Annotated in this window: 22 protein-coding genes, 1 tRNA gene, 1 pseudogene and 1 riboswitch; of the genes and pseudogenes, 2 read left to right on the forward strand and 22 right to left on the reverse strand. The window is 40.4% G+C overall.

The window, feature by feature from the left end:
- Positions 1-98: 98 nt before the first annotated feature.
- The 4 genes from WSWS_RS08175 to WSWS_RS04495 form a co-directional block, all read right to left on the reverse strand.
- Positions 99-275 (reverse strand): hypothetical protein, encoded by a 177-nt coding sequence (locus tag WSWS_RS08175; RefSeq protein WP_164699435.1) that lies wholly within the window; start codon positions 273-275, stop codon positions 99-101.
- A gap of 163 nt (positions 276-438) precedes the next feature.
- Positions 439-1869, reverse strand: a complete 1431-nt coding sequence (locus tag WSWS_RS04485; protein ID WP_070230820.1) for a C69 family dipeptidase — start codon at positions 1867-1869, stop codon at positions 439-441.
- A 209-nt stretch (positions 1870-2078) separates the two neighbouring features.
- Entirely contained in the window at positions 2079-3077 is a 999-nt protein-coding gene (yidC, locus tag WSWS_RS04490) for a membrane protein insertase YidC (RefSeq protein WP_070230159.1), read from the reverse strand.
- A gap of 167 nt (positions 3078-3244) precedes the next feature.
- Positions 3245-3745: a GNAT family N-acetyltransferase gene (locus tag WSWS_RS04495; RefSeq protein ID WP_070230160.1), complete on the reverse strand. Its 501-nt coding sequence runs from the start codon at positions 3743-3745 to the stop codon at positions 3245-3247.
- 126 nt (positions 3746-3871) lie between these two features.
- Here WSWS_RS04495 and WSWS_RS04500 point away from each other — a divergent pair, with 126 nt between their 5' ends.
- The gene (locus tag WSWS_RS04500; protein WP_070230161.1) at positions 3872-4417 is read left to right on the forward strand and encodes a cysteine hydrolase family protein; all 546 of its coding nucleotides are present in this window, start codon (positions 3872-3874) and stop codon (positions 4415-4417) included.
- A gap of 60 nt (positions 4418-4477) precedes the next feature.
- Here WSWS_RS04500 and ade read toward each other — a convergent pair whose 3' ends face one another.
- The 6 genes from ade to WSWS_RS04530 form a co-directional block, all read right to left on the reverse strand.
- Positions 4478-6142, reverse strand: a complete 1665-nt coding sequence (ade, locus tag WSWS_RS04505; protein ID WP_070230162.1) for an adenine deaminase — start codon at positions 6140-6142, stop codon at positions 4478-4480.
- A gap of 75 nt (positions 6143-6217) precedes the next feature.
- On the reverse strand, positions 6218-7378 hold the full coding sequence (gene guaB / locus WSWS_RS04510; protein WP_070230821.1) for an IMP dehydrogenase: 1161 nt from the start codon (positions 7376-7378) through the stop codon (positions 6218-6220).
- A 105-nt stretch (positions 7379-7483) separates the two neighbouring features.
- Positions 7484-7581, reverse strand: a riboswitch (purine riboswitch).
- A gap of 130 nt (positions 7582-7711) precedes the next feature.
- Positions 7712-8374, reverse strand: coding sequence for an alpha/beta hydrolase (locus WSWS_RS04515; protein WP_070230163.1), 663 nt, complete (start codon positions 8372-8374; stop codon positions 7712-7714).
- Positions 8375-8533: 159 nt separating this feature from the next.
- Complete coding sequence (locus WSWS_RS04520; protein ID WP_070230164.1) at positions 8534-9517, reverse strand: VOC family protein; 984 nt, start codon at positions 9515-9517, stop codon at positions 8534-8536.
- Between the two features lie 74 nt (positions 9518-9591).
- Positions 9592-9840 carry a hypothetical protein gene (locus WSWS_RS04525; RefSeq protein WP_070230165.1) on the reverse strand — a complete coding sequence of 83 codons (249 nt, stop codon included), beginning with the start codon at positions 9838-9840 and terminating at the stop codon, positions 9592-9594.
- 148 nt (positions 9841-9988) lie between these two features.
- Positions 9989-10717 (reverse strand): YebC/PmpR family DNA-binding transcriptional regulator, encoded by a 729-nt coding sequence (locus tag WSWS_RS04530; RefSeq protein ID WP_070230166.1) that lies wholly within the window; start codon positions 10715-10717, stop codon positions 9989-9991.
- Between the two features lie 171 nt (positions 10718-10888).
- Here WSWS_RS04530 and WSWS_RS04535 point away from each other — a divergent pair.
- Positions 10889-10977 (forward strand) — tRNA-Ser (locus WSWS_RS04535).
- A gap of 977 nt (positions 10978-11954) precedes the next feature.
- Here WSWS_RS04535 and WSWS_RS04545 read toward each other — a convergent pair.
- The 12 genes and pseudogenes from WSWS_RS04545 to WSWS_RS04600 form a co-directional block, all read right to left on the reverse strand.
- Complete coding sequence (locus WSWS_RS04545) at positions 11955-12200, reverse strand: GlsB/YeaQ/YmgE family stress response membrane protein (RefSeq protein WP_070230168.1); 246 nt, start codon at positions 12198-12200, stop codon at positions 11955-11957.
- 238 nt (positions 12201-12438) lie between these two features.
- Complete coding sequence (locus WSWS_RS04550) at positions 12439-13173, reverse strand: EAL domain-containing protein (protein ID WP_070230169.1); 735 nt, start codon at positions 13171-13173, stop codon at positions 12439-12441.
- 143 nt (positions 13174-13316) lie between these two features.
- On the reverse strand, positions 13317-14402 hold the full coding sequence (locus WSWS_RS04555) for a sensor domain-containing diguanylate cyclase (protein WP_070230170.1): 1086 nt from the start codon (positions 14400-14402) through the stop codon (positions 13317-13319).
- A gap of 152 nt (positions 14403-14554) precedes the next feature.
- The gene (locus WSWS_RS04560; RefSeq protein ID WP_070230171.1) at positions 14555-15088 is read right to left on the reverse strand and encodes an NUDIX hydrolase; all 534 of its coding nucleotides are present in this window, start codon (positions 15086-15088) and stop codon (positions 14555-14557) included.
- Positions 15089-15250: 162 nt separating this feature from the next.
- Positions 15251-15697, reverse strand: a complete 447-nt coding sequence (locus WSWS_RS04565) for a hypothetical protein (RefSeq protein ID WP_070230172.1) — start codon at positions 15695-15697, stop codon at positions 15251-15253.
- The gene (locus tag WSWS_RS04570) at positions 15694-16629 is read right to left on the reverse strand and encodes a GH25 family lysozyme (protein WP_070230173.1); all 936 of its coding nucleotides are present in this window, start codon (positions 16627-16629) and stop codon (positions 15694-15696) included. Before WSWS_RS04570 ends, WSWS_RS04565 begins: the two co-directional genes overlap by 4 nt.
- A gap of 30 nt (positions 16630-16659) precedes the next feature.
- Positions 16660-17469: a hypothetical protein gene (locus WSWS_RS04575; RefSeq protein ID WP_070230174.1), complete on the reverse strand. Its 810-nt coding sequence runs from the start codon at positions 17467-17469 to the stop codon at positions 16660-16662.
- Positions 17470-17478: 9 nt separating this feature from the next.
- On the reverse strand, positions 17479-18570 hold the full coding sequence (locus WSWS_RS04580; RefSeq protein ID WP_070230175.1) for a hypothetical protein: 1092 nt from the start codon (positions 18568-18570) through the stop codon (positions 17479-17481).
- Positions 18567-21650: a glycoside hydrolase family 76 protein gene (locus WSWS_RS08275; RefSeq protein WP_237342575.1), complete on the reverse strand. Its 3084-nt coding sequence runs from the start codon at positions 21648-21650 to the stop codon at positions 18567-18569. The genes WSWS_RS04580 and WSWS_RS08275 overlap by 4 nt, the downstream gene beginning before the upstream one ends.
- 8 nt (positions 21651-21658) lie before the next feature.
- The gene (locus WSWS_RS04590; RefSeq protein ID WP_237342576.1) at positions 21659-22183 is read right to left on the reverse strand and encodes a phage distal tail protein domain-containing protein; all 525 of its coding nucleotides are present in this window, start codon (positions 22181-22183) and stop codon (positions 21659-21661) included.
- 387 nt (positions 22184-22570) lie between these two features.
- A pseudogene (locus WSWS_RS08325) lies at positions 22571-22940 on the reverse strand (lytic transglycosylase domain-containing protein); the annotation flags it as partial.
- A 480-nt stretch (positions 22941-23420) separates the two neighbouring features.
- Positions 23421-26222 (reverse strand): tape measure protein, encoded by a 2802-nt coding sequence (locus WSWS_RS04600; protein ID WP_070230177.1) that lies wholly within the window; start codon positions 26220-26222, stop codon positions 23421-23423.
- Between the last annotated feature and the right edge of the window lie 152 nt (positions 26223-26374).

A 26374-nucleotide genomic window follows, 5' to 3' on the forward strand; every position in this document is an offset into this window, starting at 1 on the left:
GGCAACGAAATGCTGGCTGTTTGATCAGTTATCAATAAAATAAAAAACCGCTGGTCCAAAGACCAGCGGTGACGACCTTAACTTTAAAACACTGACCACTATTTTTTATCCTTGATCTGCGAACCAATCATAAAAGCAACTACAGCTACTGCTAATGAAATAATGGTCTGCTGACCAAAGGAAAAAACACTAGGAAACAGAAATGATGCCAAAGATCCTGTCCCTATAAACGCAACAAGGAATAGTCCAAGTCGCACAACAATATTTTTATTCAAATCAACATACCCTTTGGCATAATACAGCCCTTATGACCAGCTTAAAAAATTCTGGCTGCCAGATAATTATAAAACACCGCTTGAAAAACCACAACGAGCTGTCACTTTTTCGGGGATCAGATAAAACACCCAGTTTCTCTCCAACCTCTATCCTGACGTATTACTAATCATTACGTGAAAAATGGTTCGCCATCAAATTTGACGCGGTAAACAAAACATCAGCCAATAGTTGCTGAGTTTCTGCGACCACCGCATCCGCGATTTGTTGATTTGCCGTCGCAAGCACACTTTGTACATCATCGACTCCAGCAATAACGGCCGCATCAGTTGTATTCAACAACAAATGTCCAGCGGCCATCGTCGACTCGGTATAATCTTCAAATAAGGCCACTGTTTCATCAAATACTGGACTGGCTAAAGCGGCAATGATGCGGTTTGTCCAATAAAAACTATCGGTTGTCACTGCGGCCGTCGTATTTGCAAAGGCTGCTGGCGTCGTCCCCACATTGGTATAGAACGGCACCATCGTGTTAAATGGTTGCGATGAATACGCCAGCCATTGGACACCAGCAATTTCAGCTGGTACATTAGGCCGGATTTGCAAAATACTGAGATGACCATTGCGGTTAATGCCGATTGGACGGAAAGTCTTGCGAGTTTGCTCATCCCCCTGCTTACCATATGGATCATAGGGCGTATCTTGGTAATGACTCGACAAGACGTCATTCACATCTTCGATCGTGATCTTGCGTGTTGGCTTATTTGACCATGGAATATCATCTGACATTGGGTCTTGAATCATTGTTGGGGTCAACTTCTTTTGAATGTACCAAGCCCGCGGTGTGTTGTAATGATGATCCTTATCGGTATGTGAACCGAAAGCATCACGGGCATTCAGCGTACCATCAAGACTGAGATTCAGGTGATATTGAGCCACCCATTCTTCCAAATCGCTTGCGGCCATGTAGTTGTCTGGATCATCAAAACGGAATTCTTGAATCCCGAGTTGGTTGGGATTGGTAACATAGGCATCATCTGGGACCCGCTTGGCAATCCAGTGATGACCGCCAATGGTCTCTAACCACCAAATCTCATCGATGTCAGAAAAAGCAATACCGTTATGTTCATAGGTTCCATACTTTTCAAGGTACTGGCCCAGTAATTCAACACCTTCCCGTGCTGAATGCATGTATGGCAAGACAATGGTCGTGATATCTTCCTCACCAATACCACCGGGTACCATTGGATCAGCGCCTAACACACGTTCATTGGTTGTGATGGTTTCAGTCGCACTCACAGCAACATTGGCATCATTGATACCCGCCTCAGCCCAGAGACCATCATCTAAAATCGCATTTGGTACTGAAGTATACCGCATGGGATTTTCGGGTAATGTAATCGTCACACCACTAATGACTGACGTATAGATCTTTGGTTGTTCCTCAGGCGTCACAACAACAAACCGCTTTGGCGCAAATTGGCCATTAGCTGAATCTTCCGTCCGTGCCACAATGGTTGAGCCATCATAACTAGCCGCTTTACCAACCAAAATCGTCGTACATGACGAATAAAACTTTTTCACATTTGCAACCATCATTTCACCTAATTTCATCAAATTCTAATTCTATTGTACGCCAATTAATGGGAATTTTCAGACTTAATATAGCCCATTACCCCCATTTCGCATGACCATTATCCAGCCGATTGAGGCCGTGGCTGAGCTGTCTGACAACCTCAGTTTGCATGCTTGATACAAAAAAATGACTGGGGCAGCTATCCCCAGTCATTCTCATTAAAATCAGTTTACTTATGGTGTTGCTTACCCGCATTACGGGGATGATTTGGATTGTCTGATTGCTTTGCTGAATCAGTAACATCCTTACGTCCCGTTGTTTGGTCTTGTTGTGCTTGCTGTTCTTGCGCTTGTTGCATCATCTTGGCAAAGGTTCCAGTTGGCGCTGGTTGTTCAATCTTGCCAGCCAATGCATCATCAACAACATCCTTAACGGTGAAAGTTGACTCAACATGCTTGCGCAAATGTGGCCGCCAAGCGTTGATAATCAATGTTTGCACGATCATCACCAAAGCACCAACGAAGAAGTACAAACCAACCCCGGCGTTAGTGACATAAGTCATGAAGAACATCATGATTGGCATGATGTACATCATTTGACGCATTTGCTTACGCTGATCTTCTGGCACACCAAGTGATGATAGATATGACTGGGCAGCATAGGCCAAGGCTGTTGCAATCGCTAAAATCAAGCTCGCCTTCGTCAAAGGAATGCCGAAGAAAGCAGCGTGCTTGATTTCGGCCATTTGCGTTGATGCCCATGCCATTGATTTCCAATTGTGAATCACGTGGGGATTAATCGCACCATACAACCCAGAAAAGATTGGCCATTGGATAATCAACGTTGCAAAGTTCATCCCACCAAGCATTGAAACATTGTTCTCACGGTAAATGGTCATCATTGCCTGTGAGGCAAGCATCTTTTCTTCTTGGGTTTGCGCGTTTTTAGTGGCTTCTTGCACTTTACGCATTTGTGGTTGTAACAGACGCATCTTTTCTTGTTGGATGGTCATATCACGTGATTGGTGTAACATCATTGGTAACATCAACACACGGACAACGATGGTCAAAATAATAATCGACCAACCAACTGAGTTAGCGCCACCCAAATATTGACCAGAAATATTCATAAAGTTAGCTAATGGACGTGCCAAGAAATAGATATTTCCAGTGAAGAATAGCACTACCAAAACAATCAGTAAAATTGGGGTTAACCCTTTAATTTTCATGGATTTTTGATCCTGTCTTTCTATTTTTAACGTAATGCCAGACCTATGCCAATAAAAAGTCCCTACTCAATTTATTGCCCCTCTGTCGGAAATACGCGTACAAAAAATTATAACATATCTCGCAATTAATCTCTCAAATGTCAGTGAAACTCGTTCCTTTGTCCGTTTTACTCAATGGTCAACGCCATGATGTCCAACGGATAAATCTCACCAGCTTGATTCTGCCATTCAGGCACAACCCGCTGCATCTTGAAGCCTTGCTTGAATAAAAACATGTGTGCGGTCACATTTGGTTGAATCACCTGGAGCTCGAGCTGTTCAATCGCCCGATCATGGCCCACATTTTTAAGCGCTGTGATGACTTTGGTCGCCACCTTTTGTTCACGCCACTGTTCAATCACGAAAAAGGTATCGATATACCAGGAAGACACTGTCGGTTCAGCTAATGATACTAAGCCAATGATGGCCCCGTTGGCGTAAATACCCAATAAATGATTGGCAAAAAGGTGCGTCACTGCCGCATCAGACAGGTTGACACCCCCTTCGAATTCATTAAAATAATCAGCCGCGCCCATTAAAGCGACCTTGACCTCAATTTTTTGGTCAGGGGTCATTTCCCGTAACTCAATATGCTCACCCAAATCAAGTTGCTCAATCAGTGTTGTCATCTATATGATCCTCTTCTAATGTTTATTTTCAGGTTCGTATTACTAATATCTTACTATATAAATTAGGCCATCGTATCGTTATAATTAACCTGTATCATTGTGACATATCCTAAAGTGAGGCTCAATATGAAAGCACTAATTTCAATCGATTACACTAACGATTTTGTAGCTGAGGCCGGGTCCTTAACAGCTGGCATCCCCGCCCAGGCCATTCATGATCGCATTCTCGAACTAACAAAAGAATTTACAGAACGTGGCGATTTCGTTGCCTACACCATTGATCGCCATGAAGCTGACGATAGCTATCACCCTGAAATGAAGCAATTTCCACTCCACAATGTAGCGGGTACCTGGGGCCACGATCTTTTTGGTGACCTCCAAGCCTACTATGAACAAACGGCTGATTTGGCCAATGTCTACTGGACTGACAAGCGACACTACTCTGCTTTTGCGGGTACGGACTTAGATATCCGGCTCCGTGAGCGTGGTATCACCGATATCACACTGATTGGCGTCGATACGGATATCTGCGTCCTGCACACCGCCGTGGATGCCTATAACTTGGGTTATCAAATCACAGTGGTTAGTGATGCGGTCGCTTCATTCAATCAAGCCGGGCACGAATGGGCACTAAACCACTTCAAAACGGTCCTTGGTGCCACTGTTATTTAAGTTAAAAACCGCTATGTTGCCTACTAATAGGGCAACGTAGCGGTTTTCATCGATCATGGATCACTTGGCTTCAAGATCAATAAAACTAAATGTTTCAAAATCAAATAATCCTTGGTCCGTGATTTTTAAACTCGGAATCACTGGTAAGGCCATGAATGATAAGGTGATAAATGGATCAAATACAGCATCACTAATCGTATTGAACGCAGCCTGAAGTGCATTCATTTGCACAATTAGTTCTTCATATGGCTGATCAGACATTAAGCCCCCAATCGCTAATGGCACCGCCGTGACTTGGTATTGACCGTCAACCACCACTAACCCACCACCGATTTCCTTTAACGTATTGACCGCGAGTAACATCGCTGTATCATCAACACCTGCCACCACCAAATTATGGGAATCATGCGCAATTGTCCCTGCAATCGCCCCCTGTTTCAGTTGGAAGCCTTTAATGATGCCCAAGCCATGTCCCAATTTATGATAACGTTCCACCACCGCAATCTTAGCAAACTCCTCATTCGCGACGAATTGCCCATCCTCCACTGGTACATCCATCACCAAATGGTGCGTTGTGATATGATGAGGCACAATCTCGATGACATGTGCACGTGTTTGCGTCATCGGTACCGTAAAATCGGCCAATGACATTTCAAAATTAAGCGCTTGATTAGCCAACGGCAAAACAACATTCGCTTTAGGGTCATCATCTACCCATTCACCACCAACTAATACGCGCTTGGCAGTGAAATGATTTAAGTCATCAAAAATCGCCAAGTCGGCGGCATAGCCATCCGTGAGCGCACCAACGTTTTGCAGATGATGTGCTTGTGCTGCGTTATAAGAAGCTAATTTTAAGGCGAGCGTCATTGGCAGTCCCTGTGCAACGGCCAAGTTCACATTAAAGTCAATGGACCCTTCTTTTTGGATATCAACAGCCGTCTTGTCGTCCGTGGCAAACGAGAAATATTGTTGGTTTAAAGCAGTCACAATTGGCAAAATTGCCACTTCATCACGCTCGACTGTCCCTTCACGGATAAAGATAGCCATCCCCGCGTCCAAGCGTTCTAAGGCGGCTTCAGCGCTATCTGATTCGTGATCCGTATCAATGCCAACTGCCCGATAAATCGCGAGTTGCTCACGTGTTAAGCCAGCACCATGTCCATCGACATGCCGTCCAGCAGCCTGTGCATCATGGATTTTAGCCATCATGTCAGCATCGCCATTGGCAACGGCCGGGAAGTCCATCACTTCGGCTAACCCATGCACTTCTGGATACTCATAAAACGGCTTCAAATGTTGGGCATGCAACACCGCCCCGGCGTGTTCAAAAGGGGTGGCTGGCACTGAAGAAGGTAACATAAAGTGAAAGTGTAACGCTGATTGCCGGGCTTCATCAATCATGTATTGCAACCCTGAAATCCCCGCCACACTCGCAATTTCGTGGGGATCAGCAAACACGCGGGTCACGCCACGGCTTAATAGTAATCGACTAAATTCAGAGGGTGCTAACAAGGAACTCTCCACATGTACATGCGCGTCAATCAAGCCCGGTGTCACATATTGTCCCGCCAAATCAACCGTTTCGCTGGCCGTCAAGGCATCCGAATGACCCCGTCGGACAATCTTATCACCGTCTATCCATAACTCAGTTTCTTCAAAAACTGATGTAAAGACATTCAGAAATTTACCGTTTATTAAATGTTTATCTACTAATTTTGTCATTATCTTCTCGATCTATTATCCGTTTTGGTTATGGAAAAGGCTGGGATATCAGATGATACCTCAGCCTTATGTTGATTACTTGTAGTTTGGGGCCGCCACAGTAATCTCCACATCGTGTGGATGTGATTCGATTAACCCAGCATTTGTAATTTGTATGAATTGGCCTTTTTCAACCAAATCCTTAATAGATGCAGAACCAGTGTAGCCCATTCCTGAACGCAAACCACCAATCAATTGGAAGACAACATCCGCCAACGTACCTTTGTACTCAGTACGAGCTTCGATACCTTCTGGCACCATCTTGTTGACTTCCTTCACTTCGCCTTGGAAGTAACGGTCCTTTGAACCGTTTTCCATGGCCGCGATAGAACCCATACCACGGTAAGCTTTGAACTTCTTACCAGTTGTAGAATCTTCCAAGACTTCGCCTGGTGTTTCATCAGTACCAGCCAACATTGAACCCAACATCACCGCATTACCACCAGCAGCGATGGCCTTAACAATGTCACCTGACCACTTGATACCACCATCAGCAACAATCGTCTTACCATATTGTGCAGCAGTAGTTGCAGCTTCGATGATAGCAGTGACCTGTGGTACACCAGTTCCCGCAACGACACGTGTCGTGCAAATTGAACCTGGTCCGATACCAACCTTAACAACGTCCGCACCGGCATCATACAAAGCCGCCGCACCCGCGCTGGTCGCGATGTTACCAGCAATGATGTTCAATTCTGGGAAGGCTTCACGAACTTCGGTAACCTTACGCAAAACACCAGCTGAGTGACCGTGGGCTGAGTCCAAAACAATCGCATCAACCCCAGCTTCAACCATGGCAGCGACACGATCAAGGGTGTCGTTTGTCACTCCAACCGCGCCGGCAACCAACAAGCGGCCATTCGCATCCACCGCTGCGTTTGGGTTCAAGCCCAAATCAACTGGTGCATCCTTAACGCGCTTCACTTCAGCGGCTTGTTGTTCGATTAACATGTTCTTGTGCACGACACCCAAACCACCAAGTTGTGCCAAACGAATCGCTAAACGTGATTCAGTCACTGTATCCATCGCTGCTGAAAGAATTGGAATATTCAAAGTCAACGTTGGTGTCAATTCAGTCTTTGTGGAAACGGTATTTGGCGTGACATCTGATGGTGCTGGCACCATTAAGACGTCATCAAATGTTAACCCTAACATTGCAATTTTGTTTGCAAATCCACCTTCTACTACACCATTCATTACCATGACTTTATATTCCTCCATTTTATAAAAAATTGTTTCTTTTACAGAAAAAAGCATTCGTGAACAAACGTTCCACAAATGCTTTGAAGGTTACAATGATAGTAATTTCAAATATTCGCGGATAGTCGCCACTTTCGGTGGGCGGTAGAAACATCCAAGCCATTTTCTCGGATTATATCTGCTTCGAAAACTAATTTCGTAAAAGTTATTGTTGTTTATAATACCCGTTTCTGAACTTTTTGCAAGGGGATAATCCCTTTCTCATTTTTGCCGAAAACAATCACACTATTTTAGCAACATCTAACGGCTGTATATGAAAAAAATCTAATTTTAATGATGGTGATGCTCTTCCGTTTCTGCCGCCACAAAACCGTTACCATACAGCCATAATTTAGCGGCCTGCATCTCCACTTGATTAATCGCATGTGATGCTTGATAACGAAAAACAGATAGTGCTGGGTTACCCTTGCGTAAGGTGTCTTTCAAGTTTGCAAAAGCTTCTTGTGAAACTAATGGATCAAATTCACCATACGTCATGAAAATTTTAGTATCCTCTAAATTAACGACAATATCTGTTGGTTCAATTAACATTGGGTGCAACAAGACGGCCGCGCGAAATGAAATTTCTGGATGACGCATCAACATTTGCACAGCAACATTGGCCCCATTTGAATATCCGACGACCACGAATTCACTAGGATCAAAATCATAGCGGAGAGCTAAGTCACGAATCGCTCCAACTAACCATTCACTTTCTTCATGTAGTGAATCGATGTTAAATGTACCATCTTCGAATCGTTCAAAATAACGATTTAAGCCATTTTCATTCACCCGACCCCGGATTGAAAGCATCGGATTATCACTGCCTAAAAACTCACCCAGCTCCAACATATCCTTTTCATCACCACCCGTGCCATGCAGTAATAAAAACGGCACCTTGTCTGGATCGCCTGATACATATGCATGCCGGATATTTTCATTCGTTTTGACCATCATATTTCCCCTTCAACCTTTGTCTGATATGCCCTTAGTATAACTTTTTTACTTACCAAAAGTAAAAGAAATAGTCTGACTGACAGCCCACTAGCCTTATTTAGACAAAAAAACAATCGACTCCTTGTGGAAATCGATTGTTCTACTTGAGTTTGTAACTTAGAATTCTGAGCTACCAGATTCAGTACCAGAATTAAAAGCAACCAAATTTGCTTGGATTGCTTCACGTTGTGGTTCCAAGAATGGTGGCAACTCCAAGTGATGACCTGCTTCTTCATACGTCTCATCTTGCAAGAATCCTGGTCCATTGGTGGCAAGCTCTAACAAGATACCTGGCGTTGGGCGGAAGTATTCAGACTTAAAGTAATAGCGTTCGACAAATCCTGAGTCTTGGAAGCCTAATTGACGCAACCGGTTGATCCAGTAGTTCAAAGCATCCTCATCATCAACCGTAAAGGCCATGTGATGTGAATTTCCAAAACCTTGCAACCCACGCGGAATCAAACGCGTCAAATGCGTGTGTACCTGTGACCCATAACCACCATTGTCGAATTCATAAAGGACATCATCGCCTTCACGAGCGACTTCCTTAGCACCCAAAACATTCTTAAAAATCAAATCAAGCGCATTTTCGTTGTTAATGGTGAGCAATTGTGGTCCAAAGCCCACGATTTGATGTTCCGCCGGAATAACCGAGTTACGATAAGGCTCACCCGTCGCCCAGTTACCTGGGTTACCTTCATTTGACATCAAGGCATATAACTGACCATCAAAATCCTCAAAGTTAAGGTACTTGGCCCCAAACTCTTCATGGATCGCGTCAGCATGCTTAACATCATGATCGTCAAACCACTTAATCCAAAAATCAAATGAAGCATCACTTGGAATACGGAACGCCGTCCGCGTGATTTCGTCAGTCCCGTGAATTGCCTTTTGAATACCAGGAAAATCAAAGAACGTCAAAATCGTGCCGGCTGTCCCCATATCATCGGTAAAGTACAAATGATACGTACGAACATCATCTTGATTAACTGTCTTTTTGATGAAGTGTAATCCTAAAGTCTCAGTCCAAAATTCGAAAATCTTGGGTGCACTCGAGGTAATTGTCGTCAAGTGGTGCATCCCACGAATAGTGTTTGCCATTTACTGGCCTCCTCTAGTTACTATTTAATGATTAAAATATATCACTTACTTTTACATAGTGCGAAGAAAAAGGACTATTTTTTGAGAGCGTCTTTGGTTTGGTTTATTTTTGCCTGGAGCTGTTTCTTTTTATAGCCAATCAACGCAAATAAAACGGCCACCACCCCCACGGCGATATACTGATTTGGTGAGCCATGCAGCCAATCGGTCGTGAGTTCAATGATCAATAGAACGAAAATAACCACGTAGGTAGCTGATTGGAGTAGAAATAATGGTGTTGGTCGCTTTAAGTGATCCATAAAAGTGTCAATGAGTTGATACATGTGGTTTCCTCGCTTTAATTCATACCTCTATTGTACACTGAAATCGCTTTCAAAAACATTTATAAAGCTGTTAATAATTGATTTTAGTCTGCAGATAAATACCCTAGTGCCAATTAAAAAACCTGTGAAAATCACAGGTTAAAAAATATTATTCAGCTGTTGTGAAGACGGCCGAAACATCTTCATTGTCTTCTAGTTCTTCAACTAAATGTGCGAGCACTTCTTCCTTGTCCGCTGGAACGGCCATCGGATTTTGGGCAACCATGGTTACTTCATCATTTTGCAAATGGTACCCTTTGGCTTCCAAAGCATCGCGAACTGTTTCAAATGACTTTGGGTCATCAATGAGAATTTCAAATTGATCGTCAAAGGCTTTCACATCATCGGCACCCGCTTCCAAAGCATCCATCATCACGTTGTCTTCGTCCAACTCGGGCTCTTCTTCACCACGTGGGATCTCAATATAACCCTTACGATCGAATTGGAACGCCACTGAACCAGAAGTACCTAATTCACCACCAGAGCGCTTAAACGCTGAACGAATCGCTGAAGCAGTCCGATTGGTGTTATCAGTCAAAACTTCAACCAATACCGCAATTCCAGCTGGTCCATAACCTTCATAAGTTAATTCTTGGTAGGCTGCCCCACCCACACCCGCAGCTTTGTCCAAAGCACGCTGCACGTTCTCCTTGGGCATGTTAGCAGCCTTGGCTTTATCCATCACCAAACGCAATGCTGCGTTACCATCAGGGTCAACACCACCTGCCTTTGCAACTGTATACAAATCACGCGAAATCTTTTGGAAGATCTTACCACGTTTAGCATCTTGGGCGTTCTTACGTCCTTGAATGTTCTGCCACTTACTGTGTCCTGACATATCAGAAACCCCTTTTCAATCGATTTTTAACGACTTATTTTATCATATTTTAGAAGGGATTGTCATGCGACTCAATCCAGCCCGCCTTGAAAATAACCAGTGCCGTTTGTTAGGATCTGCTTAATTTCAGTTGCAAAGGATCTCAGAATTCATTATACTATTTAGTATTGTGGAGCTATGGCAGAGTGGTAATGCAGCGGACTCGAAATCCGCCGAACCGGTGTTGAGCCGGCGCACGGGTTCAAATCCCGTTGGCTCCTTAGAGAATTTCATATTGTTTCATAGACTTTCACAAAAGCCTATAACACGGGCTTTTTGGGCAACTTAGTTTCATATTGTCTCATAGACTTTCAAGCGTTTTGCACCCAAAATGCACCCACGAATGCACCCACAGAATTACAAAAATGTCTTGATTATTGTTGGCGTTATTATATTCACATTAAAAAGGCCGTACCGAAATGGTATGGCCTTTTTGCTATTCATCAAATCCTGAAAATTCTACACGCACATTTGTTTCGCGTTCAATGCGTCTACCCAATTCATGCATGCGATCCTTTTCAATTCTATCATACTCACCAATCTGTTTTGAAGTTGGAGATGGATGTATATCACCATATTCAAAGAACACATTGATCATTTTTGAGAATCTTTGATATATAATTCGCACCCAGTACAGTGTGTTAGGTTGTTTAGTGAACCGCTTAATAATTTCTTCAATTAATTCATCATCATAAATCGTAATTAATTAGAGTTTGTTGGCATAAATTTATACCAATGATTACTATTACTGTGATCACGATCTGAATATCTACCTTTGATCATTTCAAGATACTTATAAAAATCGGAGAATAAATCATTACTAATGTAATTAAACCTTTTCATTTTGAATCACTACCCTGGATTTTAGTTATCCGTGCAACCTCAGGGACATCATCTGCCTCTACTTCGCTATCACAATTCATTCATACACTATTTGGCTCCTTTGAAAAATTCCATATTTTTTTATAGAATTTCAAACATTTTATGTCCAAAATGCACCAACGCATACACAAAAACACATCCTATTTACGGCCTTTTATTGTTGTATTTAGATACTATAAAGTTGTGATACACTAGGTAAAATTTACTTTGTGTAGCGCAACTTTTTTCTATTTTCTATATACTATCTAAAACAAAAAATGTCCCTAGATTTAACTAGAGGACATTTTAAGATAGTACCTATATTTCTATGTCGTACTTATTTTCGTGCACTAATACCCATCACATATGACACGATTAATACGACAATAACAGCTCCAATGATTGATGGGAAAAGTGCCATGCCTGCTAAGCTAGGGCCCCATGTACCAAGTAACCATTGTCCCAATGCAGAACCAACCAAACCAGCAACGATATTAGCGATCCATCCCATGGCAGCCCCACGATTGGTAATAGCACCAGCGACAGCACCAATAATAGCTCCAACAATTAATGACCAAATCATAATTTTGCCTCCTACTCTTTCTTATAAATGATACCTTTATAAACAGCAAGATAAGCTTTTGCTAGCTTAATGATAACATAAAATGCATTTGGCAACAAATTACCTCAACATACGAAGTTGAAGGGAATTAAATCAACAAATATATTAACATTGTTAATCAATAGAGATGCATCTATTACTTAAATATAATTTAAATATGTTTAGTAAAAAATACTTTTTAGAATTATTTCCTCATTTGTTATGGATTAGGCTTGTAATGATGATCGCCCTTACCACTTAAACGGATATTGTTATCTGTTGTAAAGTAAAACCCTTGTTGGAGACAAACAGATAAATTTTTAGCAATTTTTAATTTGCGCAACGAGTCTATTCTTTCAACGACAATCTCAATTCTTTTGGAAAAGAACAGTCGCATACAGCTAACATAGAGGACCAATCCTAAAATGTGAAGAATAGATTTATATCCTAAAAATGTGATTTTAACACGGTCATAATATCTTCGATGATTTTTGTATAATGAAAAAGTATTTATGCCTTCAGTATAATCATCGATTGCGATTTTGTAATCACAAAGCTTAATATTTTTTAATATCCCATCCAAAGCGAATAAAAGCTCTGGATTATTCTTTGGCGTATGTTCTGTTATCTCAATGATCAATTGATCATGATACTGACAAAAATACTTTAGAAATTGAAATGTTGAGTGGAATTGAAATTGGTCAATATCCAGATTAACAGAAAATTTAGTACTCGGATACTCTTGTATTTTCTGTTTCAGCTCTGATTTAAACCAACAAATATACTTGTTATATTTACTTTCGTTTTCAAGTATTTCATGAAAGGTATCAGCCGGAAATTTTCGCGTTTTAATTGATCTTAACAAGACTTCAAATTCTTCAACTACAAACGTATCTTGATCACTAACTCTGACTATTGGTTGGAAAACCAAATAAAAATGTTCTGATTTTATCATTTTTTAGTATGCTTTCTTTTGTAAGGCATTAGCATTTTTAACTGTCATCATCAGTCTCAGGATTAGATAAGTATGTGAAACCTAGTATAAAAATTCAATAGTTGATCTCCTTACATTAAATAATATAAAACTTTGAGAGAAACTCATTGATGTCTCACCTTTGAATTTCTTATATAATCTCCTTTTTGGAGCCTCTTTCGTTCATACATTTTTAGATCAGCGGCATCAATATAATAATCTAAATTGTTGTTGATAGTATCTTCGGCAAATGCTTCCCCGATTGACACTGAAACACCTAATTCGTCAAGATAAGTTATACTATTTTGAATGGTTGTCTCAATCACACGTAGACTTCCATATGTTATATTTGGAACCAACACTAAAAACTCATCTCCACCCCAACGCGCAATAATCGCTGATGAGGGAAACGTAGACTTCAGCAGATTACTGAAATCCACCAACACCTGGTCTCCTGTAACATGTCCGAAAGTGTCATTTGAACTCTTAAAATTATCCAAATCAAAAATCAAAACCCAGATTTTTTGATTGTCTTGTTGAACCAGTTTGTAGTAATCAAAAACTTTACGACGATTAAATATATTTGTTAAGGGATCTTGATAGATTAATTCAGTGAATTTTTCTTTTTCTTGAACTGAACCAGTAATATCTGTTGTTACACAACAGATTGCGTATATTTCGCCTCGGCTATTTTTTACTGGGGAATAGGTAGTGTACAAATATATATCCTGACCGTCAGTTTTCAGAATATCCTCGGAGGTTTTAAAACCCAATGAAATTGCAGCATTAACATTTTCTTTAAACACTTCCATATGAAGTGGTGTCAGATATTTTGATACATTTTCTCCTACTTTAGGTTGTATTTTATAGTAGTTATCCATGAATTCAATGTTTGATTTATTCATGTATAAGTAATTAAATTCTAAATCGACGATATAAACGCTAACGTTTACTAAAATTTCAAAACTATCTTGATATAATGCATTTTGATTTTCATATTTATTAAAAAGCGAAAAAAATCTTTTAACGCCCAAAAACAGGAATATAATTATGCTCACCGATAGGACATAGCTTATATTAGTCCAGATACCGTGAAAATACTGCATATAAATTAAAATACTAGCAAGCATGATCAAACCGATACCTTGAACATAGCTATACATTAGCAATTTATTACGATATTTTTTTGTCGTTAAATTTGTTTTTAGCATAGTTCAATTCCACCCAAAGCCAATTAATTTCTTGAAATAATTGTTTAATATACTGCAAAACAAAAATTAACCACGTTGACCATTTTGGAGGTATGTTAGTCGTATGAGTTAATTCTTAGATAAACCATTGCCCCATTAAAATTGTGAAGAAACTATTTTATATAAGCGCCATAATGTCCTTCAAATGAAAAGAGTAAGTCAATTAACCCATGATAGTAAGGGACAAAGATCTTACCTTGTATCATCTCTTTTAGTTCACTAAGGCTAACCCACTTAACTGCTCTCACTTCTTCGGCTTGCAACGTCAAACTATCTAAATCAACATCTTGATAATGAATATAAAAATCATCGAATCCACCCTCAAAATTAATAGTCAAATAAGGACGAGTATCTTCGAAAGATATCAATAAGCCAAGCTCTTCTGATAACTCGCGTGATATAGCTTCTTGACTTGATTCACCAACGACAGCGGAGCCAGCAGCGGTGAAATCCCAAAAATTCGGCCAGTCAGCTTTAAAGGACTGTCTTTGTTGTATTAATAATTCACCGTTTGAGTTCATTATCAGTAACGATGCAACAATATGAAAATCACCTGTATTAATGTTCTCCCCCCTAACTATCGTTTTCCCGTTATTGTTTCGATTAACGTCGTAAACATCCCAAAATTCAAATTTTTCAACTGACATTATATTATTTCTATCTCTTGTAAAGATAGAGTTTTTCTCCTTTCTGCTTCATTACTTTTGATTTATTATATCATTAAAATTGTTCGTAACATTCCCCTGCTTACTTTACACATAAAAAAGGCTACAAACACTTTCATATAGTGTTTGTAGCCTTTTGTGTTGCTATTTAGTTTTGTCAATCTTTGAGATTTCACCTTCAATATTTGAAATCTTCTTCGCATATTCCAGTGGTAAAAACTTTTCTACAATGTGTACTGCCGGCCAAAATTTAGGAAATGCCACCGCAACATTCGTCACGGCACTTCCTGAAATACCGATCCCCACAACCATGAACACCGCCCATGAGAACAAGCGAATCGTGCTTAGATCATCTGGACCAGCGCCAGCCAATAACGGGTTCCATCCTACCATATCCAAGAAGTATGGAATGAAGGCCATCGCTGTGTTAATCATGAACCCCACCATAAGTTTCTTGGACAGCCACGTTTTACTAATCGTCAGACGGGATTTCATCACTAACAACGTGTCAAACAGCACGAGCATGATGAGTGCTTGGCTCATGGTTGCGCCGTGTAGGTTCAAATAAATATCCTTGATTGTTTCAATCATACACGTTTCAAATCCCCTCCATTAAAGTGCCACAAAGTATCGTAGCCCGTTTTAGCATTGACGAAGTGCACGAGATACATATACCCGGCCTGCTTATCAGGACGCGCACCAATGGCTACTACCGTTCCTGTGGCTTGTTTAACCTTTTCGGTGACCGGATTACCATAGCTAGTCTTGGTCCCCTTAACCTTCACTTTATCACCTTGCTTATAATAAGCACCTGATACACTTTCAAACACTTGTCCTTCCTCCTTAATTGTTGTGATGGTTTTGACCGCCGTGTTAATGTTCGTAATCGCTGGCTTCACCTGCTTCGCATACTTATGCCAGTCACCCAGTAGGACATTTCGGTCGTAGGGTGCACTTGTGTATTGGTGCATGAACACATTTTTTCCCCAATAGCCGCCATATTTCTCAACAGCCCAGTCCGTTTGTGCTTCTTGCCATGCCCGGGCGTCTCCGTAAGGATAGGCAGCTAGCCACAGTCCGTACGTACCGTCAATGTCAGACCAGTTAAAGCGTCCTGCGCCACCAGCCCAGGATCCCATCGTGTAAAACACCATGCGTTTACCCGTTTGCGAGTAGACATAGTCCATGAACACCTTTGGTTCGTTACCAGTGAAGGTCTGGCCAGTGGCTTTTTCGCCGTCAGCTTCATAGTCTAAGGCTAACAGGTAACCATCCTTTGTGGCGTCGGCTCCCACTTGCGCCAAGAAATATTTAGCTTGTGAAATGGCATCAACACCCGCCTCCATGAAATGATAGTAACCTACCTTCTTTTTTAATTTTTCAGCATGCGCACTTTGTGCAGCTGCCAACGGGTTCGTGTAATGAATACCTTGCGTCACTTTAACGATCGCAAATTCATTATCATTAATAATATCTTGATAGCTCGCATTATGTGAGCTGAGATCGGTCCCAAATTTAGCCATCTTCATCCTCCTAATTTTTCTAAAAATTGATTAGTTGATTACAGTATAGGTCGCAAAGACGTTGAGCCAGGATCCCTTCGGGATCTTAACATTGCTACCAGCGCCATACCTTGCATTGTAAGCTTGCCCATCTGTATTAACGGTTAACATAAAACGGTTCATACCCGTACCTTGTTGGACTGTTCGATAGCTGTAAGGGGGAATAAACCCTGCTGGCAAGGTAAACATTGGGTCACTACCCACACTCGTACTGACGTCATACTTATTGGTTATCGCGCCGGAGAGGGTCACCACATTACCACTCTTATACAACAGCAATGGTTCTCCACCAGGATATTGTTTGTAATTAGCTAGTAACGTGGGCCTGCCAATAATGGGCTGATGCAACAAAGACGACGTCGTCGTTAAGGAAGCCGTGGTCGCCGTACTTGTAAAGTTAGCGAGGGGCAACTCATAAATCACACCCCCATTATTCAAATCATCTTGGGTAATAGTGCCACTGACTGCTGATAAATATACTTGATTAACAGTCACTGCGTAATCCACATCCCCCACAGTACCGCTGACATCATTATCCTGTGACAAATCTACTACTAGAGCAATGGTACCTGAGGAATTAGCCGGTAATACAAGCACTTCTGGATCGATTATTTCAACCAATCGTCCTTGAATAATCGCTTGTCCTGTACCAACTGTGATAGTAAGACCATTGACACTTGTCTTAAACCTATCACCTCGATTAATTACGGCGCTAGTGTCCCGAGCCAAAGCACTGTATAGACTGGCATCATTAACAGGGGTCACAAAATTACGATCTGCTTGATACATTGTAATTGTCATAATTTCTCCTTAATTTGTAGTACTAAATATATCAGTTTTACCAAAACGCAAATTACCAAACGTGAGCGAAATCGTATCACTGTCACTATTCAATGAATACCCTGATAAGACTGATTTATAAAGTTTCTGATTATAATATATGTTCGATTTTAGCCCCAACTCAACCTTTGAAATGGGCATGAAATTATTATCAATCGGCATTGAAAACTGAATATTATGGCTGTATGTGTTCCCAGACAACTCAGTTTGTGCAATTGAATCATTTGAGGGATTATCTGTAGCCGTTTTATCGTACAAATAAACGTGTACTTGCGTAGGTTGTGCGACATTTGAATTTAAAACTTTAACCACTGTACCGTCTTTTTGTAGCCAATATTTTGCTAAAATGATCGGCTTTTCCATGTTTGTTGACGCTTTATCAACTATCCAAAGTTCATTATTATAACCACGCAATCCTTGACTGTCAGTGACCGTCCAGCCAGTGAAATCATATTTATTATTTTTGAAATTCCAGCTATCTGTAATTTGATGAATATCAATTTCCGGATAATAAAAAGGAACATCATTGGATGTTCCTCGCAAGATATCTTTAATTGTCACAACCACATTATGTAACTTGAATCCTCTTACCAAATAATCAATGAAATTACTAGTATTCAAGCCGTCAGAACTGGTTACTGCAAAGGCCGTATCAGTAGAATGAGTTAGTGAACGTCCTAAAACATTTGTTGTTTCAGTCGAAGTCACATATCCTTGGATTAAATTAATGATATGGGATTCATAACTTATTCCAGACTTATTACCAACAACAATTTCACCATTTAAGACATTCCAAATATACGTAGCAGTCAATGTATTTATATTTGTATCTTGTGCCATATCCACGGCTGTTAATTGCCCATAATATAAAAGCGCATTTGCGTTTACAATTTTGATGGCAATATAATCACCAAGTTGACTACTTCCTTTATCATTAATTGCAAATGTTGAGGTTGTATTACTTAATGCATCCATTTGTAGATCATAGGTTATCAGTGGGTACGTACCCCGAATCGTTAAATCTGAGCTTTTAAAAATAGTCGCCTGTAAGTATAAACTCATACAATCAACCTCTCTTCTTTAAAGGTCAAATTAACACCTGTGTCTTTATCAACAGAAAACAATGCCGTAGATTGACCTGCAGGCACTTGAACAAAATTTGTTTTAGTAAAATCTTGTAACTGTGAAACATCTGCAAAGCTGCCATCTGCATTGTAAACTCTGGCATACTGATTTTCAGGATAAGAACTTACTATTAATATTTGATCACTCGTTAATGTTAGATGAAAAGCATCCTCATATAGAACATTACCATTTTGAATAATTCTCCATGATGGATTGACTGAACAAGGACCAGTAATTGTGATCAGACTTGGGGACGCAGACTGCAATCCAAAATATTCACTATTATTATTTAACTGCATACCTTTCTCGTTAGAAAGACGATTGGACTCGAAATAGACATAATAATGTGGATCCTGTGTCATCACAAAGTCTAGGGGCAGTATGTGAGCTAACGAACTTAAAATATCGCCACCCCAATATTCATACCACTCATTTATATAAGGATTAGGACTAAACGTTCCTTCGACTTGTGATGTAGAAAATGGATCCTCTGAAATTGGAATGACCATCTGATTCAAATAACTCAGCCCTCTATTGATAAGATTGTAAATGAGTTGTTGCTGTTGAGCAGTTAGATTGGCATTAATACCCATAGATAATGCTCTGATCAGTACTGCCACCATGTGTGGGTCATTTTGTGAATGCGCCGGTAGCACACGATCGTTAAAGTCTGTCGGGAAAGTGTTGATGTCATCTGAATCAAGCCAAATTTCATTTAGTCCAGTAACAAAATCTAAGAATATTTTTCGTGCTTGAGCATTCTCTGGATCATTAGTTAATACGCGAGCGACATCACTGAATGTACGATACTGGAAGCCACCCCAAACATTTCCCCACGGTCCAGTCATACTAAATGAATTAATCGGGTGCCCATTAGCGTCATCTCGGTAATCCCACCAGAATACTGGCGCAAAAAATCCACGGAGTCCAGTGTTGTTGGCATAGTAATCTTGGGAATCTGACAAAAATTGCAGATTTGTCTCAAGTGCAGTAGCATTGCCAATTTTTTCATCTGTATTAAATGCTGAGGTTTCTTGGAAGATCCAAGGGGCTTGGTATCCAGTATATGGTGCACCACGTAAATCTGACAAGCTACCTCCAGTGTGGTCAACAGAACCACTATGGCTTTCTTCAGAAAGATTCCCCTTAAGAAAATGCATATCAAAGGGTGCAATATAGGGAGAATAAGGAAGCGGGTTACGTCTTGGCATTGAAATAGCGTAACCAATTGCTAAGCTTAACGCCGGTTTTAAATTGTAACCAATGGAGATATTAGTTATCCCGGCACTTTCAGGCATTATTTCTTTTTGCCCCATATATTCAAGGTCTAGTGAGGCTTTATTATCAATCGCATCAAAAAACATCGTGTTGTATGCACCCGCCTGGAGATCTGAAGATTGTGCACCATTAGTACCAGTAAAGTTCTGGACGTTTAAAGTCTTGGTGACAAAGGCACCATTAGTTGCAGGTAAACTATATCGCCACTGCTGACCTTTACTATCAACAATAACGAAATCAATAGCATTTTGTGTCCGATAGCTGATATCGAATGGTAAGTTAGTAAACGCACCGACGAGGACATATTGTGCCCAGCCATACCAGCCCCCTTCGTCACCACGCGTAAAATCAATCTGTTTGTATAAACCTTTCTTACCATTTATATCAGCTATCTTCTCCGTAGCACTGATAGCACTATGAGCGCTCACAGATGCATTACCGTCACCATCCGTGGTATAACCATGTCCCCACCAAATTGCAGAGGCTTTGAAAAAGTCTGAGGGTTTTAAATTAAAAATTTCCAATTGTTCAGGCACAGTTCCTTGACCACTTGTGAACAGAGCACTTGTCCAACGTCTTTGCGGATCATAAGTCCCAGTTTCATCAATCAGAAAATTGATTTTTGCTGGAATATCTGTTCCCAGTTTCATCTGCATATAGTGAGTGTTGTTGAATACTAAATGATCACCCACCCATGAACCGAACAATTCCTCTCCGTCTGATTCAGGGTAAGTGATTGAAATAAGCCCATCTGTTGTATTCTGGTAAGTCGCTGCAGGTGATCGCGTAGAATAAGAAGTCACTCCATTACTTAAAACTTCTTCATTAGCTCCTCTTGGTTTTAAAAAGTAATCCGTATTATCAACTTTATAAGCCGCCTCAATCGAAGCGACAGTAGAGTTAACCGCATTTTGCCACTTCGTACTTCCAGTAGCCTTATAAAATAATTGGAAGACATCCAAAGCCCACGGAAGTGAATCAATGGCTGCAGCAATTTCTCCCTCTTGTAAGGGGCGCCATACAGGGTACGCCTCGACCATCTCACCCTTTTGGATAACTGGCCCAGTCTCAGAAGAATAAGCAACTAAAGCATCTCCCGTAAACGTGGTATCTTTGAGATAGATCACTGCCTTAGATTGTCCATAGGAGACGTTTGTATGGTCAATCTCATAATTCTTACCAGTCTTAATAGGTGCGTCTGGTGCCCAGTCATAGGCTAATGTTGCATCAATAGCACGAACCGAAAAGATTTTAAAAACCTGATCATAGTTCACAGTTGCAATACCCTGTTCAAAATGTGCCTGTCCATTTAGAAAGTATTCTCGACTTTTAAATGGTGCAGTGACATTGACTAACCAATGTGGCACCCAACTGTAATCTGGTTCACTCGGAATAACTGGTGTTGGATAAAAATATTTTAAGAGTGCATTCACCAATGTATTAGCTCTTTTTAACCAAAGCTTATCACCAGTCTGCAAGTATAATTCTAAACAGCCCCTTATGACCAATAACTGCCCTTCAGAAGTGCCTGTAGTAGGAGGTGTGTAAGAAGTCAGGGGGTCATCTGTAACGAATCTACCCCCAACAAGCCCTTGATCACTGATAGCAATATTGCCCAGTGTAGTTGACCCTAGCTCGCCATCCCATGTCCACTTAGATAAGAACTGATCATAATTACTTACCCATGAAGATAAAGTATCACTATCTACTTTTAATTTTGTTAAATCTAGATTTGTCATCGCATCTCCTAATCCATAGGTCCTTGATATACATAGCCAAATTCTGTGCTATTTTTTTGAAAATAACCTTTACCATATGTGGCTAAATCAGGATCGGGGTCATAAGTCTTATATTCTGCAGTTTTATTGTTATACCAATTATTGATAAATTCCAACGTAAATGATTCATTCAATCTATCAGTTGCAAAAATTGTACTGCCACCTATCTCTGTTTTTGTGAGGCTTCCTAACCGACCGTCCCGATACCAAATACCCGCATCAGTTGTATACGTTAAAGTCAAAGGTTGATAGGCTAAGAATTGCACAAAATCACTAAATGTTTGATACGCTTGACTCTCTACATCACCAAACAAAATTGAGATTTGAAATTGTCCTTGTTGAATAGTTGATTTTGTTAATTGAAAATACGTTTCACTTTGACTGTACATATTAGAGAATTGTACGCCTAAACCATTCGGTGTATAAGCTAATAAATTATCACCATTTAGATCAACGGATTCACCTCGAGAGTTGGTTAGGATAAACATACTCATCCTAGATCCTTTCTAAGCCCGCCCACATAGAGTGTACTGTGCATTTCAGTGGCGAGTTTCTTCTTTAGTTAGCTAACCTCCCCGCTCTGTTTATTAACAAACGCGTTAAGGTGTTTTGCGTTGTGGTCGAGAGGGGTTCGTTCCCCTTTTGAGCTTCACCAAGTATACCTGCAAGTAATTCTGTAACTGTCGCAAGTAATGTATTACTTTGTGTTAACTGCCTCAGCAATTCCTCATCACTGTTATTACTGGTATTAATACCGTCTCTTGCAGCCATAGCAACTGCTGTTTTGCCAAGTAATTCAAATCCACGAGAAGATTTAATGCCTGATAACGGTATGATCATTTCTGATTTATCCCCTTCGCCAACTTCAATCATTTGGTTTTTAGTAATTAAACCACCGTTTGCATAACCATGGCCTTGGCCCAAGTAGGATAGATTAGAGCCGTAACGGTTTTTAGCATAAGCCAATGCTGCTAGTAGATTGTCATAACCATTGAAAATATTGTTGTGACCAGGAAATGCATACGCATTAAATGTTGCAGAAATTGTTTGCATTAATCCTTTGGCCAAGTCACCGCTCAATGTATTCACATCTGTGTATCCACCTTGGACCGCTTTTTCATTACCACCTGATTCAGTTTGAATCTGGCGTAGTACTTTATTAACCATTTCAGAACTGGTACTTAAATTATTAGCTTTCAAAGCATCCTTAACTTGTTCTGTCCAACGCGTTACACCAGAACCGCTAGGGGCATTTTTACTTTGCTCATGTTGAACCTTTTTAAGGCCCTTCGTGAACCACCCGCTGACACTATTAGCTAACTTATCCCATGTACCTGTTGCCAGTTGTCCAAAGTTCCCCATGCTTGAAACGATGCCATTTGTTGCTTTATTAATAAGAGATTTAACAGTAGATAGTGGACTCTTCAAAAAGTGAGTGATGGCATCCATCTTATCTCCTATCCAATTACCTACATCAGTTAGTGCACCCTTAGTCCAATCCACTGCGGAACCGACAACACCACCATTTGCATACTTCTCTATGCCAGCCATCGTCATGATAGCCTTAGTTTCTTTACCGTTGTATACACGAGTTCCAACCGGCAATGCCATCACAGCATTACGTTGATGTGACATCTTCATTTCCCCGTTGGGTAACTGAATTAATTCTTTCCAATGCTCACCTGCTCCGTCATTAACCATCGACAACCGTTGTTGAACGATTCCACCTTGTTAGAATTTGACAGGCTTCAAATGGTGAATAGATGTTTCATGGCCAGTAAAGAACTTCCAAACTGAATCGATGCCATCCACTCCCGCATTGATGACATGAAGTACACCATTGATACCATCTTGTGCAAATCGTTTAATATCTTTCCAAATTCCACCAAAGAAATCACTCAAATCTCCCCAAACAGATCGCCATGTTGAACGAATACCCCGCAATACATCTGCTATCTTGTCACTAATAGCATTAATTGCTTTACTGCTAGTGTTAGAAATTGCTCTCCAGACTTTATCAAAAAATCCAAAGATATTATTCCATGATCCCGTCCATGTCTTGTAGATAGATTTCAATGTGTCTTTGATAAAATCAGCAATAGCATCAAAAACTTTATTGATAGTTTTCTTAATATCATTGAAGATATCAGACACTTTATCCCACATCTTCTCAAACCACTTCACCATATTTGTGTAGAGTTCTTTAACTGATTTAATCAGATTGTCCACAAATGAACGGAATTTTTTATTGTGCTTGTATAGCTCAACAAATGCTGCAACAACTGCAACAACTCCAGTGATGATTAAGATGAATGGGTTTGCTTTCAAGAAGTTGAAGGCTAATTTCAAACCACGACCGGTTGCTTGTGCTGACTTAACTAAACTAGACATTGCCATTGAAGCACCCTTTGTTGCAACTGAAGCAGTAAATTTCATTCCTTTTGTAATTGCAGATTTTGATGCACTCACACCATTTTTAAAAAGGGTTAAACTTTTAGTAGCCCCCTCAGTTACAAGGTCAGCGGTCCATCTCAAACCACGCTTAATTCCCTTTCCAGTTGCTGATAGCGTCTTTCCAAGGATCGTTAGCTCCTTTTCAGATTCTTGGCCATCAATGCTTGGTTTTATAACCAAACCTTTCGCTAACTCTCCAAATGCCGTGACTTTACCAAAGGCTGTCATTGTTCCTAAGGCGCCCTTTAAAGCAAGATCAAATCCGATGATTGACCCCGCAAGTATTTTGAATGATTTGGGGTGTTCTGCTGCGAACTTTCCAAGTTGTTCAAGTAATGGCAAAGCAATCTTAAGTGTGGATCTCATAACACCAAACCCCGCGCCACCCAACTCCTTTGTCATTTCAAAAAAACTTTTAATGTCATCAGCATGCTTAGCTACATAATTCCCGAGTTTCTCAATACTATCCGCCGTGTAATTCGCCATATCAGCGATTGGATTTGTCGTTGATTTGCCGAACGATTCACTAAATGATTTAACAACTGTATTCACTGAAGTGTTTGCCGCCTCACCGATTCTATCAAAAGATTTATCGACCTTTGCGCCATCCAGTGATTTAGAAAGCCCTGCTAACATACTGTTAGACTCACTGAAAAAACCTTCCGTTATTTTACCGGAAAGGCTTTTGTATCTTTCTTCAAAATGGCTGGAAAAACCATCAAACGTTCTGTAGTAATTATCTAGACCTTTAGGTTTGGCATCTGACATCGTTTCAATTGCCTTAGCTAAATCTTGCATAGATAATTTTCCACTTGAAGCTAATTTTGATAATTCATCCCTTGAGACGTTCATCGATTTTGCTAGTACATCACTAAACCCTGGTAATTGTTTATTCAATTTTGTAATAGAACCCGAGGTAATAGTACCTGACGCATTTGCTTGGCTGAACTTGGTGATAAGTCCAGTTAATTTATCGTCGCCCATACCTGTTGCACGGCCCAAATTAACGAATGCATCAGATAACTGTTTGGCGCCATCAACATTCTGTGTCAACCCATAAGTTTTCTTAGTTAGAAGGGCTACAGTATTTGAAGCGTATCCAGATTCTTCTTTTACGCTCTTGAAATTATCGAGCAGATCACTCGCTAATTGTTTGTTTCCATTAGTAAAATTGTCAAAACCGACTTGAATATTTTGCATTTCTTTGTCGTATTCAATACCGGCATCAATAACACCTGTGATATGGGATTTAACCGACCCTAATGCATTTGTGACACCGGTTGCTATAAGATTTCCCATAAATACAGTTTTAAAACGGCTTCGAGTCCCCTCTAAACTTCTATTCAAAGACTCAATTTGACCGCTAAATTTAGTGAATCCACTTGTGTTTGGCTTAACTTCTGTATTATTAAACTTTTGAACGTCCCTAGTAGTCTCAGCAAGCTTAGCTCCCATTTGTTCAACACGTAGCTCTTGACGCCTATACGCATCACTATTCTTGTCGCCACTTTCAGATAGCTTATTCAACTCATTCTTTTGAATGGTTAGTATCTGATTATATTTTTCTTGAACGTTTTTTAAATTATCAAGTTTAACTTTTTGAGCTTCTTCTTTATTACCCTCAGCCTCTAGCTTTTGTACCCGTGCGTCTGTTAAATCATTACTATGCTTGACCTCATCATTTAGCTTGGCGAGACCTGATTCTTGGTACTTATAGGCTTGTTCTGCCTTCTCAAGTTGACCATTATAACTAACATATTGACGTTCTGCCTTCGCTAATTCATTGGTCAGATAAGTTTGTAACTCTTGTCCTTTTTTGGTGGTAGTATTGTTATTTTCTAAAGCTTGTTTTAACTCATCCACCTTAGCTTTTTGTTTTTCAATAGTAATTCGCAAACCTTCATACTTAGCTTTTGAAGCATTTAGCGTATCACCCGCTGCCTTGTACTGGTTCTCCATTATTTTCGATTCAGTACTAGCACTTTTCACTTCTTGAGTTAATTCTTTAATCGCAGCGGCTGCACTCTTTGAATCAAGCGTCAGGTTAGTTGCCATTTCATTAACAATTTGCTTGGCCATTTAATGCCCTCCTTTCTAAATAGATTGTTGAACCATTGTTGAATCGATGCCTAATGAAGCCATAAACTGTGAACCAGTCATTGGCCTATCTTCTTGACTTTGAGCACTTAATATCTCGTTCAATCTATAGAAATCCTCCTCTTCGAATTGTG

The organism is Weissella soli (assembly GCF_001761545.1).
Classification (GTDB): domain Bacteria; phylum Bacillota; class Bacilli; order Lactobacillales; family Lactobacillaceae; genus Weissella; species Weissella soli.

Coding starts and splice junctions, on each gene's coding strand:
- WSWS_RS04485 (WP_070230820.1), bottom strand. CDS start 1,869: ATGGTTGCAAATGTGAAAAAGTTTTATTCGTCATGTACGACGATTTTG.
- yidC (WP_070230159.1), bottom strand. CDS start 3,077: ATGAAAATTAAAGGGTTAACCCCAATTTTACTGATTGTTTTGGTAGTG.
- WSWS_RS04495 (WP_070230160.1), bottom strand. CDS start 3,745: ATGACAACACTGATTGAGCAACTTGATTTGGGTGAGCATATTGAGTTA.
- WSWS_RS04500 (WP_070230161.1), top strand. CDS start 3,872: ATGAAAGCACTAATTTCAATCGATTACACTAACGATTTTGTAGCTGAG.
- ade (WP_070230162.1), bottom strand. CDS start 6,142: ATGACAAAATTAGTAGATAAACATTTAATAAACGGTAAATTTCTGAAT.
- guaB (WP_070230821.1), bottom strand. CDS start 7,378: ATGAATGGTGTAGTAGAAGGTGGATTTGCAAACAAAATTGCAATGTTA.
- WSWS_RS04515 (WP_070230163.1), bottom strand. CDS start 8,374: ATGGTCAAAACGAATGAAAATATCCGGCATGCATATGTATCAGGCGAT.
- WSWS_RS04520 (WP_070230164.1), bottom strand. CDS start 9,517: ATGGCAAACACTATTCGTGGGATGCACCACTTGACGACAATTACCTCG.
- WSWS_RS04525 (WP_070230165.1), bottom strand. CDS start 9,840: ATGTATCAACTCATTGACACTTTTATGGATCACTTAAAGCGACCAACA.
- WSWS_RS04530 (WP_070230166.1), bottom strand. CDS start 10,717: ATGTCAGGACACAGTAAGTGGCAGAACATTCAAGGACGTAAGAACGCC.
- WSWS_RS04545 (WP_070230168.1), bottom strand. CDS start 12,200: ATGATTTGGTCATTAATTGTTGGAGCTATTATTGGTGCTGTCGCTGGT.
- WSWS_RS04550 (WP_070230169.1), bottom strand. CDS start 13,173: ATGATAAAATCAGAACATTTTTATTTGGTTTTCCAACCAATAGTCAGA.
- WSWS_RS04555 (WP_070230170.1), bottom strand. CDS start 14,402: ATGCTAAAAACAAATTTAACGACAAAAAAATATCGTAATAAATTGCTA.
- WSWS_RS04560 (WP_070230171.1), bottom strand. CDS start 15,088: ATGTCAGTTGAAAAATTTGAATTTTGGGATGTTTACGACGTTAATCGA.
- WSWS_RS04565 (WP_070230172.1), bottom strand. CDS start 15,697: ATGATTGAAACAATCAAGGATATTTATTTGAACCTACACGGCGCAACC.
- WSWS_RS04570 (WP_070230173.1), bottom strand. CDS start 16,629: ATGGCTAAATTTGGGACCGATCTCAGCTCACATAATGCGAGCTATCAA.
- WSWS_RS04575 (WP_070230174.1), bottom strand. CDS start 17,469: ATGACAATTACAATGTATCAAGCAGATCGTAATTTTGTGACCCCTGTT.
- WSWS_RS04580 (WP_070230175.1), bottom strand. CDS start 18,570: ATGAGTTTATACTTACAGGCGACTATTTTTAAAAGCTCAGATTTAACG.
- WSWS_RS08275 (WP_237342575.1), bottom strand. CDS start 21,650: ATGACAAATCTAGATTTAACAAAATTAAAAGTAGATAGTGATACTTTA.
- WSWS_RS04590 (WP_237342576.1), bottom strand. CDS start 22,183: ATGAGTATGTTTATCCTAACCAACTCTCGAGGTGAATCCGTTGATCTA.
- WSWS_RS04600 (WP_070230177.1), bottom strand. CDS start 26,222: ATGGCCAAGCAAATTGTTAATGAAATGGCAACTAACCTGACGCTTGAT.